The 18,170-nt window shown below is 44.2% G+C and carries 15 protein-coding genes and 1 pseudogene; 6 read left to right on the forward strand and 10 right to left on the reverse strand.

From position 1 onward, the window contains the following. The 3 genes and pseudogenes from A136_RS20145 to A136_RS20155 all read left to right on the forward strand — a co-directional run. Positions 1-1,122: pseudogene (locus tag A136_RS20145) on the forward strand (glycogen debranching enzyme); the annotation flags it as partial. Positions 1,123-1,362: 240 nt separating this feature from the next. Next, the gene (locus A136_RS20150; protein ID WP_029235180.1) at positions 1,363-3,105 is read left to right on the forward strand and encodes a sensor domain-containing diguanylate cyclase; all 1,743 of its coding nucleotides are present in this window, start codon (positions 1,363-1,365) and stop codon (positions 3,103-3,105) included. A gap of 151 nt (positions 3,106-3,256) precedes the next feature. Next, complete coding sequence (locus tag A136_RS20155; protein ID WP_017063992.1) at positions 3,257-3,985, forward strand: tRNA (adenine(22)-N(1))-methyltransferase; 729 nt, start codon at positions 3,257-3,259, stop codon at positions 3,983-3,985. Between the two features lie 105 nt (positions 3,986-4,090). On the opposite strand, the gene A136_RS20160 is transcribed toward A136_RS20155, so the two are convergent. Beyond that, positions 4,091-5,035 carry an acyltransferase gene (locus tag A136_RS20160; protein ID WP_017063993.1) on the reverse strand — a complete coding sequence of 315 codons (945 nt, stop codon included), beginning with the start codon at positions 5,033-5,035 and terminating at the stop codon, positions 4,091-4,093. 332 nt (positions 5,036-5,367) lie between these two features. Between A136_RS20160 and A136_RS20165 the strand changes: the two genes are divergently transcribed. Further along, positions 5,368-6,168 (forward strand): ferredoxin--NADP reductase, encoded by an 801-nt coding sequence (locus A136_RS20165; protein ID WP_017063994.1) that lies wholly within the window; start codon positions 5,368-5,370, stop codon positions 6,166-6,168. 612 nt (positions 6,169-6,780) lie between these two features. After that, on the forward strand, positions 6,781-7,773 hold the full coding sequence (locus A136_RS20170; RefSeq protein ID WP_017063995.1) for a 2-hydroxyacid dehydrogenase: 993 nt from the start codon (positions 6,781-6,783) through the stop codon (positions 7,771-7,773). A 120-nt stretch (positions 7,774-7,893) separates the two neighbouring features. Here A136_RS20170 and A136_RS20175 read toward each other — a convergent pair whose 3' ends face one another. From A136_RS20175 to A136_RS20185, 3 genes are all read right to left on the reverse strand, one after another. Further along, positions 7,894-8,766: a patatin-like phospholipase family protein gene (locus tag A136_RS20175; RefSeq protein ID WP_017063996.1), complete on the reverse strand. Its 873-nt coding sequence runs from the start codon at positions 8,764-8,766 to the stop codon at positions 7,894-7,896. A gap of 217 nt (positions 8,767-8,983) precedes the next feature. Next, positions 8,984-10,435 carry a catalase gene (locus A136_RS20180; protein ID WP_017063997.1) on the reverse strand — a complete coding sequence of 484 codons (1,452 nt, stop codon included), beginning with the start codon at positions 10,433-10,435 and terminating at the stop codon, positions 8,984-8,986. 199 nt (positions 10,436-10,634) lie between these two features. Then, positions 10,635-11,804: a glycerate kinase gene (locus A136_RS20185; RefSeq protein WP_017063998.1), complete on the reverse strand. Its 1,170-nt coding sequence runs from the start codon at positions 11,802-11,804 to the stop codon at positions 10,635-10,637. 293 nt (positions 11,805-12,097) lie between these two features. On the opposite strand from A136_RS20185, the gene A136_RS20190 reads away from it, so the two are divergent. Then, positions 12,098-12,307: a hypothetical protein gene (locus tag A136_RS20190; protein WP_017063999.1), complete on the forward strand. Its 210-nt coding sequence runs from the start codon at positions 12,098-12,100 to the stop codon at positions 12,305-12,307. 163 nt (positions 12,308-12,470) lie between these two features. Here the strand turns inward: A136_RS20190 and A136_RS20195 are convergent, their stop codons facing one another. The 6 genes from A136_RS20195 to A136_RS20220 form a co-directional block, all read right to left on the reverse strand. Continuing rightward, positions 12,471-13,352: an L-ribulose-5-phosphate 3-epimerase gene (locus A136_RS20195; protein ID WP_017064000.1), complete on the reverse strand. Its 882-nt coding sequence runs from the start codon at positions 13,350-13,352 to the stop codon at positions 12,471-12,473. Positions 13,353-13,360: 8 nt separating this feature from the next. Then, positions 13,361-14,008 carry a 3-keto-L-gulonate-6-phosphate decarboxylase UlaD gene (locus A136_RS20200; RefSeq protein ID WP_017064001.1) on the reverse strand — a complete coding sequence of 216 codons (648 nt, stop codon included), beginning with the start codon at positions 14,006-14,008 and terminating at the stop codon, positions 13,361-13,363. A gap of 4 nt (positions 14,009-14,012) precedes the next feature. After that, positions 14,013-14,834, reverse strand: coding sequence for a pyridoxal phosphatase (locus A136_RS20205; RefSeq protein ID WP_017064002.1), 822 nt, complete (start codon positions 14,832-14,834; stop codon positions 14,013-14,015). Positions 14,835-14,921: 87 nt separating this feature from the next. Further along, on the reverse strand, positions 14,922-15,620 hold the full coding sequence (locus tag A136_RS20210) for an L-ribulose-5-phosphate 4-epimerase (protein WP_017064003.1): 699 nt from the start codon (positions 15,618-15,620) through the stop codon (positions 14,922-14,924). A 10-nt stretch (positions 15,621-15,630) separates the two neighbouring features. Then, complete coding sequence (locus A136_RS20215; RefSeq protein WP_017064004.1) at positions 15,631-16,098, reverse strand: PTS sugar transporter subunit IIA; 468 nt, start codon at positions 16,096-16,098, stop codon at positions 15,631-15,633. A gap of 66 nt (positions 16,099-16,164) precedes the next feature. Beyond that, entirely contained in the window at positions 16,165-18,003 is a 1,839-nt protein-coding gene (locus tag A136_RS20220) for a PTS ascorbate-specific subunit IIBC (protein ID WP_017060920.1), read from the reverse strand. Positions 18,004-18,170: the final 167 nt, after the last annotated feature.

An 18,170-nucleotide genomic window follows, 5' to 3' on the forward strand; every position in this document is an offset into this window, starting at 1 on the left:
CAACCTGCACTCAACTTAGTGATGGATACACTTCGGTACTGGGTGAGTGAATTCCAAGTCGACGGCTTCCGTTTTGACTTGGCAGCGACACTGGGGCGCGAAGGTGACAACTACAACCCTGAGGCTGCTTTCTTTAAAGCCGTAGCTCAAGACCCTGTACTTAAAGAAACTAAGTTAATCGCAGAGCCGTGGGATATTGGTCCTAATGGTTATCAAGTGGGTAATTTCCCGCTTGGTTGGAATGAATGCAATGACAAGCTGAGAGACATCACACGTAGCTTCTGGCGCGGTGATCAGGGTTACCTAAAAGAGTTTGCTACACGCCTAATGGGCTCTCGTGATATCTACAGTGCAGCGCACTGGCCTTACAAACTCACCGTCAACTACATCACTTACCATGATGGCTTCACCATGCAGGACCTTGTCTCGTACAAGCACAAGCACAATGAAGAAAATGGTGAGAATAACCGCGATGGGCATGGTGATAACCGTTCTGAAAACTACGGTGTTGAAGGTGAAACCGAAAACCTGTTAGTTATCGCAACACGTGAAAAGCAGAAACGCAACTTCATGGCGAGCCTGCTGTTTGCTTTTGGTATTCCTCATATTTTGACGGCCGATGTGTTATCTCATACTCAAAAAGGTAACAACAACGCTTACTGCCAAGATGGCGTGACCAGCTGGCTTAACTGGGAAGATTCAGAGCGCAAGACTTACTTCAAGACTTGGTTATCTGAAATGATCTCTGCTCGTCAGCAATACATGGTGCCGTTTATTAAGGCATTCAGTGGCGAAAAGCGTAACTCTAACCGCATCTTCTGGAGCCGTGTCGATGGCACACTTATGGAGCATGACGACTGGAACCGCTTAAGCTCAGTCGCTTTGCATTTAGGTATTGGTAAAGATGGCGACGAGTTAATTTATCTTATCAACCAAACCAATGCGCCAGCACGTTTCTCGTTACCGAATGACCGTGAACAAAACTGGGTAACCATCTGTGATACCAACTTGCGAAACGTTAAACCCGGTCATGCAGAAGGTGAAATGTTGTTGTCACCAACTTCGATGGCAATTTTGCACTATTCGCCAGATCAGGCTGATTTGATTAAAGCAAAAGCTTAGTCAGCTTAATAAAACACCGAAAACCATAGAAGCCAGTTATATTTACAGCTGGCTTTTTTGTTAGCTGAATATCACAAAAATCATTCATCCATATGGAATCATTTGCATTGATGTGGTTAATGAAACTGTTTAGTATTGCCGTACTATAAAAATGAATCTATAACGTCTTTGGATATCATGGCTTTACCTAAAACATTAATTCGGCTTTTTAAACCATACATTATTTTATTAACTGGAGGGATGCTCTATCTTGCTATGACTCAGCTTGAAAAAGTAGAAACAGCAGCAACAGAACAATCATCATCAAACATTCGTATCGCAAGCTCTACCATTCGTTCCAACATCGAAGCCACATTCGGCAAACTCTATTTTTTAGAAACCAGTCTAGGCTTGCCTAAAACGGCTCCAATCGGTGATAAAAAATTCAGAGAATTGAGTGATAATATTCTAAGAAGAACACCAAATTTCTCCGATATCGTTCGATACCAACCTAACTCCCAACATTATGTCTCCACTCGTGGCCTTCCTCTTTCCAATGAACAAATCGCCACAATACAATGGCATTCAATAGACGGTGTTGTAGAAGATTTTTACATCTCTTCCGTTTACCAAAAAGCCGATGGACGATGGGTTTTCGCCGTTAAACACACTGCAGAAAAGCTCAACGAAGAAATATGGATTGAGTTTGATTTAATGCATACCACGCAAGGTTTAAGAGATTTAAAAACGCTTAATAATGGCTATGTATTTGTTGTAGACAGAGCAACAGAGCGACTGGTATTCCACCCGGATCCACAGCGTATCGGTTCTAAATCCATCAGCTTCCATGCAGGGATAAGCCACCAACTATCTCAAGGTGAATTGGCGGGTAAACATGAATACTACTATCAAGATAACTTCAAAATATCGGTATTTGACGCAGACAACAGCTTAAATTGGGTGTTCATTGCGGGCACCGATCGCCACGATATCTTAACCAGCTCACACCAATTTACGCTAACTGGCTTGGTACTTGGTTCACTGCTTCTATTGTGGATTGGCGCAAACTATTTGGCTTATCGTTTGAACGTGTCCTTGTCGCAACTGAATAAAGTCGATGACCTTGTAAGCTTTAAGCGAGAGTTAAAATCCATACTGGATAGTTTCACCTACCAAAAAGGCATTCAATTCTGTCTCTATCAGCTTGAGAACCACGCATTCAGTACCATCGACTATCACGGAAACAAATCCACGGTACATTGTGACAAAGCCCTTGCAGAGCGATTTACACCGGACACTATGGCTTACCGAAGTGGTAAGTACGCCGATCCACTGGCGTGTAAACTCAAAATACACCAACGTCATTACTGTATTCCTTTGCACTCTCGCAAGCAGTTGATCGCAGTGTTGTACGTAAACGCAAACTTACCGATCAGCCAGAGTATTCTGCGTATGATCAGAGATTACACGGAAGTCTCACTGTCCAACTTACTGCTTCAGCACCAGTTGAGTAGCAAAGACCTGATGACGCAGTTAGACAATAAAAGCAGTTTCAGCATCACTATCGAAAACTACGTGAGCGAGCCCGACACCTATGTTGCACTGCTTGATATCGATAATTTTGACCACGTGAACCGTGCTTATGGTGAAGCTGTGGGTGACAAGATGATCAAGCTGACAGCAGAAGCACTACGCTCGTACTTTCCGAAGCCTAAAGGACTATGCCTTGCTCGTATTGGAGGCAAAGAGTTCGCAGTATTATTTAAAGCAAACGACGGCAACGACGCCAAGCTCCAACTAGACCAGTGCCGAATTGGCGTAGCAGAGAAAACTATTGTGACGCCAGACATCAGCCTCTCTTTAGGCGTGAGTGTCGGTTTTTCACAAATAGAGGGAGAGCCAGATACAGCTCTAGCACTGGCGGAGCAAGCAAAGTTGATTGCTCAACAGCTTGGAAAAAATCGAGTTGAAGGCCACATCAGGGCTGTTGCAAAGGCTTCATAGGTTGTCCTAACAAGCTCACTTTATCCTTTACTTGGATACCGATGAAAACAAAGCACCTAGGATTCATACCCTAGATGCTTTTGTTTTTCTAGAAAGTCATTACAATGCGCCTTCGATAAGACAACACCCCTTTTCTAACGACGCGAACCTTATGAAGCTAAGTAACCGACTGCAAACTCTCCACTCCCTTGTCAGCAATGACTACCAGCATATTTGGGACTGTTGCTGTGATCATGGCTTTTTGGGTGTTCAACTGTTATCGGATAATAAAGCGCCTCAGATTCACTTTGTCGACATTGTCCCGTCTCTGATGAGTGAGCTTGAAGGCAAGCTAACGCGCTACTTTCCGCAAGATAACAGAGCCGAACAAACGGTTAGCAGCCAATGGCAAGTCTACTGCATGGATGTCGCCGCTATTCCGCTTGAGAAACATACAGGCAAACACCTAGTTATTATTGCGGGTGTCGGTGGCGATCTTACTCAAAAGCTCGTCGATGATATTCATCGTCAACACCCAGACAAAGCGATCGATTTCTTGCTTTGTCCGGTGCATCAGCAATTCGAGTTGAGAAGCCATTTAAAGGCGATCCATTTTGGTCTTATTGATGAAGTGTTGATTGAAGAGAACCGTCGTTACTACGAGATTTTATTGGTGAGTAATAGTCGCGGTGATTCAGAAAAGAGCCAAACCGTTAGCGAGATATCAAACGTCGGTGACAAGATCTGGACACCAAGTTGTGATGAACAAGTGAAGGTATCACAGCAATACAAAGCCAAAACATTGCAGCACTACTTACGTATCCATCAAGGACAAGAGAAGCAAGGCAAACCTAGCCAAGTAAAGCATATTATTGATGCTTACCAGGCGGTTAAGCCATAGTAAGTACTAACTTAATGGTTTGAATATTAAGAAAGTCAAATTAATAAAAAAGCCGATAGTTCAATGAGCTATCGGCTTTATTAATGCTATCGATTCAGTTTTAGCTTACTGTTCTTGTTTCTTATAAGCCACATCAGGCTCGTCAACTGTCTCTACCTCAGAAGGCTTATCAACCCCATAAACCGTATCAAGGTAGACGTCTTTCTCTTTCCACGTGCTGTTCAACCAATTGTGGAAGCGACGTTTAAAAGCCTTATCTTCAAAGTAATTACCGTTCACGTTCTCATCCATTGGATGCAATTTAATACGCACAACGACCTTAGTCATTTTGCCCTTCAGCATATCTTCAAACGGAGAGGTTTGGTTTTCAGGGTAAGCTAAGGTCACATCCACGATGCCATCCAAAATTGGGCCCATTGCAGATAAAGCAAATGCCACGCCCCCAGTTTTCGGCTTCAATAAGTGGCGATAAGGGGTCTTTGCTGACGCCAGTTTCTCGTGGTTTGCACGAGTCCCTTCAACAAAATTAACCAATGTTGTCGGTGCTAATTTGAACTTAGTACACGCTTTATTGATTGCATTAAAATCATCATTACGGCGTTCTGGGTTGCGTAATAGGAACTCACGAGAGTGGCGTCTCATGAATGGCATATCTAAGCCCCAGCAGGCCAAGCCAACAAATGGTACGTACAACAATTCATGTTTCAAGAAGTACTTCGTCATCGGCATTTTGTCTTTTAGGATTGAAGACAAAATCACAATATCTGCCCAGCTTAGGTGGTTAGACATCATCAAATACCACTGCTTGGTCGAAATATCTTCCCCCCCTTCCACTTGCCATTCGATATCGTTATTGGCGTTCAACATCCATAAATTAAGAGAAGCCCAACACCAGAATGTGAAGTTAGCTAAGCGAGTGCATGATTTTTGAACGACAGAAATTGGCAAAATAAGTTTGATTAGGGCAAACAGGCTCACAGCCAATGCGGTGAATGCAGTATTAATGGTCACGAACAATACGTTCAAGGCCATACGAAGATTATCAAGCATAAAACACAGTTATATTGAGAACGAAAGCCGCCATTATACGCATCTATAAATTATTCTCTTCAGTAATTGATTGAATATCCTAGGGGTCAAACCACTCAACCTATGTTAACGATGTTCAACCAGCTAAAGTCTATTAAAACGAAACCAAAAACACATGTACGAGTCATTTGGACTCAAATAGTATATTGTCTTTTTGACAACATTCGACCCAATAATTAACCTTCAATCAGTATTGATAAGCATTCTCATTATTGGCGTGGTACATGCAACTCTAAAGTGTAAATAGTTGAGTATCCTTAATGAGATAACTTCTCTTCTTAAAGGTGGATGATATGACAGATATTCCTCATGGTTTAGTTACAGGCAAAGTCCTAAACAAAACAGAATGGACAGATCAATTGTTCTCACTCCAGGTTAGTGCACCTGTCTCTTCTTATCAGGCAGGTCAGTTTACTAAGCTTGGCTTGCTCAATAACGAAGGTGAGTTTGTGAGACGCGCTTATTCTATGGTGAATGCACCAGAGCATGAGCAAGGACATCAGCATCTAGAGTTTTTGATTATTAAGGATCAGAACGGTCAGCTCTCGCCTCAACTTCACGAATTGCAAGCTGGTGATGACATCTTTGTCGGGAAAGACCCAAGTGGCTTTATGACATTAGATGAGATCCCAGAGATCGCCGACGATCTATGGATGCTTTCAACCGGAACCGCGGTAGGCCCATTTATCTCAATACTTGAGAGCATGCAGATACAGCAAAATGAGTTGGCTTCAGACAAAGCCTCTTCATTCAAGAATCTGGTTCTAGTGCATGCTGTAAGAACAGAGCAAGACCTGACTTATCGAGATCGTATCACTCAACTCGTTAATCACTTTCAAGGGAGACTTAAATATGTGCCAATTATTTCTAGAGAATCAGTTACCGGAACTTTGCGCGGACGAATCCCAAATTTGTTACTTGGAGGCGACCTCGAGCAAGCCGCGTCTGTCGCTTTCAATCAAACCCGCAGTTTTTTCTACCTTTGCGGCAATCCGCAAATGGTTCGTGACACAAGCGAAGCGCTAACTAGCTTAGGTTTCGAAAAGCACTTACGCAGAAAACCCGGTCAATTCAGCAGTGAGAACTACTGGTAAATAACAACCGCCACTCGTTAGACAGAAGCACAACTTTCAAAGAACAGTTAGAGAAGAGGTTTTATATGAGTCATTTACGTATTCCGTCACACTGGAAAATTCAACGTTCCACACCCGAAAGTAAGATTCATTCAATATTGATGAACTTATAAGCAAGCAACCTCGTAATGTGATTTTTAATGTTCAATAAGTGAAGACAAAAGATCAAATAACCATAGCAATTACAATGACTAATGGTGATAGACAAGAGAAAAAAACTCTAGCACACTGAACAGAGTTGTAGGGCATGTTGACCTATCGAGCTGATTTTTGCAGCCGTTTGTGGGTTATTTATACAAGGCAGAGAATTCGACGTGTAGCTCGCCTACATGAGAATTCGATAACGCTGTAGAAAGGAACCACAAACACTGCCCGAAGGGTTCGGCTAAAATCGTTTTACTCTTTGTTGAGAGGGTTTTGCTTAGAATGACTAGGCGGCAAACCTCTCGTCGCGATTAAAACGATTTTATCTCGAACAAAACTTAACCGCGAAAGGTCAACATGCCCTTGTTTTAATCCCGTTTCAGAGAATGAATTAGTGGGTTATTTATATTTTAGGTAAGAGAGGAAGCCATGCTCAACATTGCTTTTTTTAGCTCAAAATCATACGACGAAAAATCATTCGAACTGGCAAAAGGCGAACTCAACGCTGAGTTTCATTTTCACGATTTTCGACTCACCACAACAACAGCAAAAATGGCGCACGACAACGAAGTGGTTTGTGCGTTTGTAAACGATGACCTATCGCGAGACGTGTTAGAGATTCTTGCTCAAGGCGGCACCAAGTTAATCGCGATGCGCTGTGCGGGCTTTGACAAGGTCGACCTAGACGCAGCCAAAGAGTTTGGCTTGCAAGTGGTACGCGTTCCTGCTTATTCACCAGAGTCAGTAGCAGAGCACACGGTTGGCATGATGATGTGTTTGAACCGTAAACTACACAAGGCATACCAACGCACTCGTGATGCGAACTTCTCTCTTGAGGGGTTAGTTGGCTTTAACTTCCACGGTAAAACGGTCGGTGTGATTGGCTCGGGTAAGATTGGCCTAGCGACGATGCGAATTCTGAAGGGTTTAGGCATGAATATCTTATGCTATGACCCATATCCAAACCCGTTAGCTGTTGAGTTAGGCGCTAAATACGTTGAACTCGACGAACTTTACCAAGAGTCTGATGTGATTTCTCTGCACTGTCCGATGAGTAAAGAGAACTACCACTTATTGGATGCAACGGCATTTGAGAAGATGAAAGATGGCGTGATGATCGTCAACACCAGCCGTGGTGAACTGCTGGATTCAACCGCAGCGATTGAAGCGCTCAAACAAAGCAAAATCGGCGCGCTTGGTCTTGATGTTTACGACAACGAGAAAGAGCTGTTCTTCCAAGACAAATCTAACGATGTGATTGTCGATGACGTATTCCGTCGCCTATCTGCTTGTCACAATGTATTGTTCACAGGTCACCAAGCTTTCTTGACCAAAGATGCTCTGTTCAACATCGCCAATACAACGCTCACCAGTGTTGATGCCTTCTTTGCTGGCAACACCAGCGGTAACGAACTCGTTTAATCGCTAATTGAGTTAATAGCAGACTGAGTTAAAAACAAACTAGGTCTACAAATACAAAGCCACGCTATTCTGAAGTGAACAGCGTGGCTTTGTCGTTTATCCAGTATCCTAAAAACGTTCCTAGACGCAGAAATGACAATCTTCGGTGTCTAAACCATACACGCCTTTTCGAATGGCAAGGTGCTCTTCACCCGCTTTAATGCCCATCTCATAACCTGCATTAAGAGTACTTTGATCCATAGTTAAACGCTTTACTGCGAACGCTTCTGGCGGCGCTATCACTTTAATGGTCGCATCTTTGGGTGGGTTACGAATGAACTCCAGAGACTGGTTGTAGTTTTCAGCACGCACCGCCATCGATTCAGCAATATTTGGGAATTTCTTTAATAGTTTCTTCAGCATCCATTGGTGCTTTTGAGGCTTCATTCGGTAGCTCAATGGGTGAGACAGAATCACGGTAATATCGCGTGCGCCACGGCGATATGCTTCACGAACCGGAATCGAATCGGCTACACCGCCATCGGTATAACAGCCACCAGAGAAACACGGAGTTTCACGGTAAGCGATAGGTAAAGCCGTTGTTGCTTCAACAACATTAGAAAGGTTTTCTGGCTTAATATGGTAGTAGTCTGCACTGCCCGTATCGACATTTGTGACAGCAGCAATGAGTGGGATACTTGAAAATAGCTCGCCACAGTCCAGCGGATAACGTTGATTGGATTCGTTCCATAACCACTTAACGTCCACTAAGTTACCGCCCTTGGCAAAGCGAGCAGGGTTAAAGAAGGTCTTATCCGTCGCCATCGTGGTGATCACATCATAACTGCGTTTTGGTGCATGAGATAAGTAGCCAACCAGATTCGACACACCTGCAGATACGCCGATGGCAAAGTCATAAGGACGGAAATCGTCTTGCATAAAGGCGTCTAAAACTCCGGCAGCAAAAATGCCTCTCATTGCTCCACCTTCAACGATTAATGCGCTCTTATTCATCTCAAACTCTTCTACTTTATAAACTGATAGTCGTAGAATAATCCCATCACTCTTACAAAGATAATGGGATAGATTTATCAATTCGATAGGTAAAAACTATCAATGTGGATTATTAAATTTTTCAATGATTTAGGGTTGCTTAATAAACAGCGAGATCAAAAAAGGCCGTTGAGTGATTCACTCAACGGCCTTTCAATTAACGAATCAAGATGATTGATTACGACTTAAATTCGCTCACGTCGATTTCAAGCAGTTTACCAATGCCTTCACCGTATGCAGGGTCAGCTTTGTAACAGTGTCTTAGGTGACGTAGTTGAATCTCTTTAGGAACGCCGCCTAGGTTACGAGCAGTGTTATCAAACAGAATCGCTTGTTTCTCTGGCGTCATCAGACGGAACAGGTCACCCGGTTGCGAAAAGTAATCTTCATCTTCGCGGTGATCCCAGTGCGCTGCAGCACCATCTAGGTTCAATGCTGGTTCTGCAAAGTCTGGTTGCTCTGCCCATTGACCTTCGTTGTTTGGCTCATAACCTAATGTGCTACCAAAGTTACCATCAACACGCATCGCACCATCACGGTGGTAGCTGTGTACTGGGCAACGAGGTGCATTCACTGGGATATGCTGATGGTTAACACCCAAACGGTAACGCTGCGCATCACCATAAGCAAACAAACGACCTTGTAACATCTTGTCTGGTGAGAAGCTGATACCCGGAACCACGTTTGCAGGGTTGAATGCCGACTGCTCAACTTCAGCGAAGAAGTTTTGTGGGTTACGGTTCAATTCAAACTCACCCACCTCAATTAACGGGTAATCCGCGTGTGGCCAGATCTTAGTAAGATCGAACGGGTTGTAAGACACTTTCGCTGCATCCGCTTCCGGCATCACTTGTACTTTCAGCGTCCATTTCGGGAAGTCTTGATTGTCGATACTGTCTAGCAAATCGCGTTGATGGCTCTCGCGATCATTACCGATCAATTGTCCTGCTTCTGCATCAGACAAGTTCTTAATGCCCTGCTGAGATTTGAAGTGGAATTTAACCCAGAAACGCTCGTTGTCTGCGTTAATAAAGCTGAACGTGTGGCTACCAAAACCATGCATATGACGGTAAGTCGCAGGAATACCACGGTCACTCATTACGATGGTCACTTGGTGAAGTGCTTCAGGTAGAGAGGTCCAAAAATCCCAGTTGTTCTTCGCGCTGCGCATGTTTGTGCGCGGGTCACGTTTAACCGCATGGTTTAGATCTGGGAATTTAAGAGGGTCACGTAAGAAGAATACTGGCGTGTTGTTACCCACCATGTCCCAGTTACCTTCTTCAGTGTAGAACTTCAATGCAAAACCACGGATATCACGTTCTGCATCAGCCGCGCCACGCTCGCCCGCAACTGTCGTAAAACGTGCAAACAGGTCGGTCTTTTTACCTATTTCAGAAAATAGTTTTGCCTTGGTATATTTTGTGATGTCGTGTGTAACGGTAAATGTGCCGTAAGCACCTGAGCCTTTCGCGTGCATACGACGCTCTGGAATCACTTCACGATCAAAATGGGCCAATTTCTCCAAAAACCAAACGTCTTGAAGAAGTTGTGGACCACGTTTGCCCGCCGTTTGAACATTCTGGTTATGAGCGACAGGACAACCCGCAGCTGTGGTCAGTTTTTTACTCATGGTCTATTCCTTAAGGTTAAAGATATCGCATCGTTGCCACATCTTAGATTTAAGTGGATTCAATACTTTAAAAACCACTAAAACAATATGGATAAAGAATAGACCTGAGTTGGCAGAAAATATAATCGTTTATATTTATCGTTGTTATCTATGAAACCTATTGAACTTCACTGCGAATAAGCCTATGTATAACTTCGGTTTATTTAAAAATGGCATGGCCTAACCTCAGAGTTGAGGCAATGTTCCTCGCCGTTCTGGTTAGGTTCAATTCAGCTTCTCGCAGTACTTGCTCGAGTGACTGAGGAGAGCGCACTGTACCAAACAAGCTGCTCATTTCACCATATAAGGCTTCGACTTCAGAACCTAAAGATCCTGCAATTCCTATGGTGGGAATACCTTGTAAGCTCGCACGTTTGGCAATGCCGTAAGGTGTTTTCCCCTGTAGCGTTTGGTTGTCCATCTGCCCTTCGCCGGTAATCACAAGATCTGCGCCTTTCAATACTTCATCGGCTTGCAAAACATCAAGCACCATCTCAATACCCGGTTTAATCTGCATGTTAAACAACAAACCAAGCCCCATTGGAGCACCACCAGCCGCGCCATAACCAGTACGCTTGTGAACGGGGTCATCACCACCAACACAACCTTGCGATTCAGCGATTTGAGCAAAACTCGCTAGCGCCTTATCCAGTATCAAGACTTGGTCAGGTGTCGCCCCTTTTTGTGGGCCGAATACGTGGCTAGCACCGTTGTCACCACACAATGGATTATCAACATCGCACGCCACAATCAACTCGACATCTGCACAGCGCGAATCTAAGCCGGTAAGATCTATTGATGCGAGTTCTGCAAGTGCAGCACCACCTCGGTTAAGCTCTTGCCCTGCATTATCTAACAGTGTCCCACCTAACGCTTGAACAATACCCGCACCACCATCATTAGTTGCACTGCCACCCAATCCAAGAATGATGGTTTGAGCACCCTGCTCTATCGCTTCCAAAATCAATTGCCCTGTGCCAAATGAAGAAGCAACCAAAGGATCACGCTGCTCTAGTTTCAATAAATCCAAGCCCGATGCTGCAGCTATTTCAATCAATGCCGTTTTGTTCTGGTTATGCTCCGATGGTTCTAACATCGCCCATTCAGCATTAACCAATGCGCCCAACGGCCCTTCAACTTGATGTGTTCGCTTTTGCCCTGCTAAGCCTTGCAGTAATACATCTACCGTACCTTCACCGCCATCGGCCAAAGGTAAGATCACATAGTCAGCGTCAGGGAAGATTTCACGAAAGCCCTTTTCAATACACGCCGCCACCGATACAGCCGATAAAGATTCTTTAAACGAGTCTGGTGCAATAACAATTTTCATACTGAGAGATCCAAAAGAATATTAGTTTTGATGAGTGCCCGATCCAAAAATGCCCCTATTGAAGATCAGCAAGCCAATCACTTAATAGGGGCAGTATATAAAGTAAATACTAAGCACATAACGTCACCCTCACATTGAGGTTATTGATACCCGCAATTTGTGAGTTAGATCTACTACTTACATATTGGAATCATAGATTGAGAGCATCGACCGAAATTTTAGGATAGGCAGAGTAGAGTTGCATAAATTGAAGATGGTATAGTCCACGAAAATCAAACATCTTGGACATCATCATGCATTCTAGCGACATCATCAAATTGGCAAATTTAGGCGTTAATATCGAAATTTCAAAAGACTCTTCATTGCATCCTTCTGATGCGTTGGAAGTGGTAAAGATTGTTGCTGAAATCGGTAGCCAAATCGTCATCAAGAAGAAATACCATACGGACTACCTAATTAAGATGGCTGAAGTAGGCCGTGATCATGTGACTATCGCTGTTTAAGAACAGCCACTATTTCGAAATTGACATAACCTCAGCTTCAACAGTTTAGAGCGACATGTTGATATAAAAATGCAGCATATTGGGGGGCAATATGCTGCATTTTCTCTTTTCGTTAGGAGCATTGAGAACGCAAAGAGAAACGGGTTAATCATTCTAAGTAGAGCTAGTGGTCAAACAACATCGGAACACCCGTTTGCACACATACCTCGTTCAAACGCTTTTGTGCCGTCAGAATATTCTCTTTCCAACGCTCATCTTGAGCCCACATCTCAATCACGAGTGGTACGACACACTCCGTTTCTTTCAATGTTTCAAAAATGGCATTAAAGTCGACTTCACCATCACCAATCACTAAGTCTCGAAATTGACCTTTGTATTCGTCAGTCACTTTATAAGTGTCTTTGAGGTGGATCTGAGTGATATGAGGCTTGCTCAACTTTAGTTCCGTCACTATGTCGTAATTCCAACCGGAGATATTACCCACATCTGGATACGCCGTGAAATACGGTGAATTGACTTCACGACTCAGCACTTCAAACTTGCTCAAAGAGTTCAAGTAATCGGTATCCATGATCTCCACAGCGAGCATAACGCCCGACCTTTCCGCCAACTGCGCAGAAAGCTTCATGCCTTCAATGAACCTCTGGTGAGTCACCTTATCCGCAGGCTCGTAGTAAACGTCATACCCAGCCAATTGGATGGTACGAATACCCAATTTGTAAGCGAGTGAGATCGCTTTTTCCATATGGATAGCCGCTTGTTCACGAATCACCGGATCTGCAGATCCAAATGGGAACTTGCGATGCGCGCTTAAACACATGGATTGCAGCGCTACACCATGCTTTTCACACAGGCGACGTAAGACATACACTTCATCGTCATTCCAATCCAAACGGCTACGGCGCTCGTCTGATTCATCTACCGATATCTCAAGAAAATCAAAGCCGAGCTCTTTGGTTGTTGCCAGTTTGTCTTCCCAGCTGAGTTCGTTAGGTAGGGCCTTCTCATAAAGCCCTACTCGGTGGCGTAATAAGTTTTGGTACATAACGCCTCCTAATTCCAGTAACGGTCGATCTGAGCTTTTAGTGCTTCTGCTGTTTCTTTACCTTTTTCACCCGCAAGTGCGCGACCTGCAATAAAGGTTTTCGCTTTAATGCCTTCAAATAGGTAAAGGTCTTCAGGCACGATGCCACCTGTGATAGAAAGCTCGATGCCCATTTCAGACAATGCACGCATCTTCACAAGATCTTCTTCAGTCCAGCCCACACCAGCTAATTCAGCGTCACGAGAACGGTGATAGATAGCTTGAGAGATACCTAGGTCGACCCAAGATTGAGCATCGTCCATTGTCCAATTGCCGTAAATTTCGATTTGTATTTCACCGTTAAATTCGTCAGCGACTTTCTTACACGCACCAATGGTTGCGATGTGTGCAGCCGCAGAAACGGTTATCCAATCAGCACCCGCTTCGAATGCCATTCGAGCCAAAATTGCGCCGCCATCGGTGGTTTTCATATCGCACACAAGGATATGGTCTGGGTGGTTTTTACGAAGGGTAGAAACCGCTGTCATCCCTTCAGCAAAAGCCAAAATAGTGCCCACTTCAATCACATCAACAAAGCTTTCAACGTTGTTTGCCACTTCAATTGCGGCAGGAAGATTTGTTTGGTCTAGGGCGATCTGAATCATTGGTTTAGTCATGTTGTTATCCTTTAATTTGTTCACGTATTAGACGGGCTAAGCCATCATGGTTGTTATCTGTTGAGCACACGCGTTGAACGTGTGATTTGACGATGTCATCAGCATTGAGCATCGCTACACCGAATCCGGCGTACTTAATCATGGATATGTCGTTGTGGTTATCACCGACGGCAATGACGTCATCGGCGTGATAACCGAGTTCTGCGATGTATTCAGCAAGGCGTAGGCCCTTACTGTTACCTTTTGCAGCAAAGTCGATTCGGTTTGACCAAGAACGCTCACCGTTGAAGTTCTCTCCTATCCATGGGTGTTGCATCAAACGGTCGACGGAATCTTGGCTCCCCTCTACCACAAACTTCCAAACGTGTTCAGCTTGTTGAGCTGTTTCTATGAATGATTCCACTTGGTAAATTTGTGGGCGATGTTGCTCTGGTGCCGTTTCAGCCCAGCTTTCCAATGCCAACATGTAGGCAAATGGGTTGTACTGTGAGTACGTCATGGCATGAGTTATATACATCACCATCTTGAGCTGAAACTCGTCAGCCATGTTAATGAAAGTAAGTGCCTTATCTTTCTCTATGGCGTTTTGAGTCAATACCGTTTCAGTTTGATAGTCATAAACATAAGTGCCGTTACAGCAGATGATTGGAGTATCTAGCCCCAATTCGTAATAGTAAGGTCGTGCTGCTGTGTGGTGTCGGCCAGTAACAATCATGACGTGACAACTTTGTTTGGCTTCTTGAATCGCCTTTTTTACTTCTGGATGAATCGTGTGATCATCCTTTAACACGGTTCCATCGAGATCTAACGCCAGCACTTTATACATAGAGTCCTCTACTTATTCCCTGAAGTCGGGCCTAATCAATATTGAAGCTACTTCGAATAGAAACGACTTACTTAAACGAAATCCGATTTACTGTTGGCCGTAATAAGCATTTTCACCGTGCTTACGTAAGTAGTGTTTGTCGGATAGTTCTGGCTGAATTTTGATGCCGCTATTCAAGGTGCGCGTTGCCAACGCCATTGCCGACACTTCTTCTAATACCACCGCGTTATGAACGGCGTCGTTGGCATCTTTGCCCCAAGAGAACGGCGCATGTCCTGCAACAATCACACTTGGAACGGCCATTGGATCGATTCGACGTTGCTTGAACTCTTCAATAATCACCAAGCCAGTATTTTTCTCGTACTCTTCAGAAATTTCAGAGTGAGACAATCGACGTGTACATGGGATGTCACCGTAGAAATAATCAGCGTGAGTGGTGCCTAAGGCTGGGATGTCGATACCCGCTTGTGCCCAAATGGTGGCACTGCGTGAATGCGTGTGAACAATGCCACTCACTTCAGGGAAAGCTTTATAGAGCTCTAAGTGCGTTGCGGTATCGCTTGAAGGATTGAGTTTCCCTTCAACAACCTTGCCTTCGAGATCGACGACCACCATGTCTTCAGCCGTCATATCACTGTATTCGACACCTGATGGTTTAATCGCTATCACTCCGTTAACACGGTCAAACTCAGAGACATTACCCCAAGTAAATGTCACCAAACCGTATTTCGGAAGTTGCAAATTGGCTTCTAAAACACGTTGTTTCAATTGGCTATATTTAGACATCGTTGCCTCCTTACGCCGCTTCCGCTTGAAGCAATGCAGCATCAATTAAACGCGCCACTTCTTCTGGGCTTTTGCACGCGCGAAGTTTTGAGAAGTCTTCATCGAATTCAATCAAGTTCGCCACTTGCATGGTGCCTTCGATGTGCTCTTCTGAGTCCTTACCCGCTAGTGTTATCAGCACATCTACAGGCTCATCAACACCTTCAAACGTAATTGGCGTTTCAAGCACGGTTAGCGCAAACCCAGTACGAATAACACCGTCTTCAGGGCGGCAATGTGGCAGTGCGAACGCATCGTGAATACAGATATAAGGGCCTTCTTCACCAATCGCTTTGGTAATCGCGTCGTAGTAACGCTCTTCTGCAATACCCGCTTTCACCAATGCATCAGTCCCAAGCTTGATCGCCGCTTTCCAGTCAGCTGCTTTTGCGTTCAGTAGGATAGAGTTATTCTTGATAAGAGATTCTTTTAAGTTCATGTTATTGCTCACTTATATAATTGTTTTTATTGGCTCAGCAGTGCGACACCACTGAGCCGTTTTTAATTATTTATGGAAGTTGTTCTCGATGATGGAAACAAGTTCGTCGCCGAAAGTTTTCACCATAATCATGTTCTTAACCGCTAACTGTTGCTTACCTTCCGGCAGACCCGTGATCTTCGCTGCAAGAGCAACCGAAGTAACGATGATGTCGAATGAACCAAGGTGTGATTTGTAATCAGTGATGGCGCTGTTAAAGGTCGAGCTTGGGATGCCTTTCTTGTCCAAATACTCTTTGATTTTCTTAGAGCACATCATTGAAGAACCTTGTCCTGAGCCACAGCACACTAAGACACGAACCGGTTTCTGGTCAGCGGCTGGTGAGATTCGAGTTTCTGATGTTGTAGAAGCTGCCGTTGTTGAAACAGATGGTGCTTCAGCGGTTGCTGTCGATTGTTGTGGAACCGCGACTTCAACCTCAATACCTTCAGGCGTTACTGCGGTCATTGTTTCAGCAGCAGCTTCTGCGTCTTCTTCAGCTCGTAGTTGCTTAGAAGCGAAGTACATGTAGATGCCAGCCAAAGCCAAAATCACAAAGAAGAACATGCTAGAGCTTGAGATACCTTGCATGATTGGTGGGAATACCAGAGCCCAGTCAGCCATGCCCATCCAGCCATTAAACTCAGTACCTGATTGAGCGAAGATATGGATTGCCCACGCAGAGCCAACCACTTCGATGATGCCCATCACGAAACAGATCTTCATCACCGCTTTCCAGCCACCAAAGTGGTTAGCAAACACACCGATAGTGGCGTTCGAGAAGAACATTGGGATAAAGCCAGGAATGATCATGATTGGTGCGTCAAACGCTAGCATTGCAAGAACAGCGGTGAATTGACCCACTGCGCCCCACATGAAACCAAATACCATTGCGTTAGGAGAGTAGGCGTAAATAGCAGCACAATCGATTGCTAAAACAGCGTTAGGAATAAGGCGTTGAGAAATACCGTTAAATGCCTCGGACAGTTCCGCAACGAACATGCGAACACCAGTAACGATGACTTGAATGGCAACAGCGAATTTCAAACCAGTTTCAAAAATGTAGATAAACCAGTGCGTTTTACCTGCCATGTCCTGAAGGTTATCAAGACCGAACGAAAGAAGAATAATGCCGAAGAAGCCAGTCATTACTAACGTTGTTGCAGCGATACTGTCGTGGAAAATGTGTAACCACTTAGGCAGTTTGATGTGGTCAACACTGTCGTTCTTGTCGCCAAGCTTCGGTGCAACCTTGGTGGCTACCCATGAAGCAAACTGTTGTTGGTGACCAATCGAGAAACCCGCACCACCAGTGACTTCTTGAGTCGGCTTGAACATGATGTTTGAGGAGATACCCCAGTACAACGCCATCAATATTGCTGAATAAATAATGGTTTCCCACATACCTGCACCAAGCACGAAGTAGAAAACAGCAATGAGGCCAGCTTGCTGGAACATGATATGCCCAGTCAGCATGATGGTTCTGATACCCGTAATACGTCGGAAGGCAACAAGTAGAATGTTTAGCCCAAGAGCCAGTAATACTGCATACCCAACCCAAGAGTAGTTGTCGCCCATGGTTTCCATGGTGGACATCATGGAGGTGTACGGGTCGATTACCGATCCCGTTAATCCATGTATTTCACTCATTTTTTCAATAACCGGTTTAAAACCCGCTACCAATGTTCCTGCACCTACCTGCACTATCATGAAACCAACGATGGTTTTAATAGAGCCGGAGATAACAGTTGTTGCGTCACGTTTTAGAAGGATGTAGCCGAGACAAGTAACAAGACCGAGTAGCAACGGTGCTTTGGTCATTACCTGACTGTAAAAAATATAGAAAATATCGTATAAGAATTCCATATCTTTACCCCTGATTTATTTTTAATTTTAATGATTTGTAGGATGTGATGATTCTAGTTTTGCTCACGAACTAGACTTTACCAATCAAAAGTAATCATTCAATGCTCACTTGTGATTACTTTGATTTATATCAATTAACCACACCCAGAATGTGCTTAATTGAGCTT

Origin of the sequence: Vibrio crassostreae 9ZC13 (genome assembly GCF_000272045.2) — a bacterium.
In the GTDB taxonomy this organism is placed as follows: Bacteria; Pseudomonadota; Gammaproteobacteria; order Enterobacterales; family Vibrionaceae; genus Vibrio; species Vibrio crassostreae_C.

Excerpts from the sequence above, each read along its gene's own strand:
- A136_RS20150 (WP_029235180.1), top strand. The coding sequence starts at position 1,363 with ATGCTCTATCTTGCTATGACTCAGCTTGAAAAAGTAGAAACAGCAGCA.
- A136_RS20210 (WP_017064003.1), bottom strand. The coding sequence starts at position 15,620 with ATGTCTAAATATAGCCAATTGAAACAACGTGTTTTAGAAGCCAATTTG.
- A136_RS20190 (WP_017063999.1), top strand. The coding sequence starts at position 12,098 with ATGCATTCTAGCGACATCATCAAATTGGCAAATTTAGGCGTTAATATC.
- A136_RS20170 (WP_017063995.1), top strand. The coding sequence starts at position 6,781 with ATGCTCAACATTGCTTTTTTTAGCTCAAAATCATACGACGAAAAATCA.
- A136_RS20220 (WP_017060920.1), bottom strand. The coding sequence starts at position 18,003 with ATGGAATTCTTATACGATATTTTCTATATTTTTTACAGTCAGGTAATG.
- A136_RS20205 (WP_017064002.1), bottom strand. The coding sequence starts at position 14,834 with ATGTATAAAGTGCTGGCGTTAGATCTCGATGGAACCGTGTTAAAGGAT.
- A136_RS20160 (WP_017063993.1), bottom strand. The coding sequence starts at position 5,035 with ATGCTTGATAATCTTCGTATGGCCTTGAACGTATTGTTCGTGACCATT.
- A136_RS20200 (WP_017064001.1), bottom strand. The coding sequence starts at position 14,008 with ATGACTAAACCAATGATTCAGATCGCCCTAGACCAAACAAATCTTCCT.
- A136_RS20175 (WP_017063996.1), bottom strand. The coding sequence starts at position 8,766 with ATGAATAAGAGCGCATTAATCGTTGAAGGTGGAGCAATGAGAGGCATT.
- A136_RS20155 (WP_017063992.1), top strand. The coding sequence starts at position 3,257 with ATGAAGCTAAGTAACCGACTGCAAACTCTCCACTCCCTTGTCAGCAAT.
- A136_RS20180 (WP_017063997.1), bottom strand. The coding sequence starts at position 10,435 with ATGAGTAAAAAACTGACCACAGCTGCGGGTTGTCCTGTCGCTCATAAC.
- A136_RS20195 (WP_017064000.1), bottom strand. The coding sequence starts at position 13,352 with ATGTACCAAAACTTATTACGCCACCGAGTAGGGCTTTATGAGAAGGCC.
- A136_RS20185 (WP_017063998.1), bottom strand. The coding sequence starts at position 11,804 with ATGAAAATTGTTATTGCACCAGACTCGTTTAAAGAATCTTTATCGGCT.
- A136_RS20165 (WP_017063994.1), top strand. The coding sequence starts at position 5,368 with ATGACAGATATTCCTCATGGTTTAGTTACAGGCAAAGTCCTAAACAAA.
- A136_RS20215 (WP_017064004.1), bottom strand. The coding sequence starts at position 16,098 with ATGAACTTAAAAGAATCTCTTATCAAGAATAACTCTATCCTACTGAAC.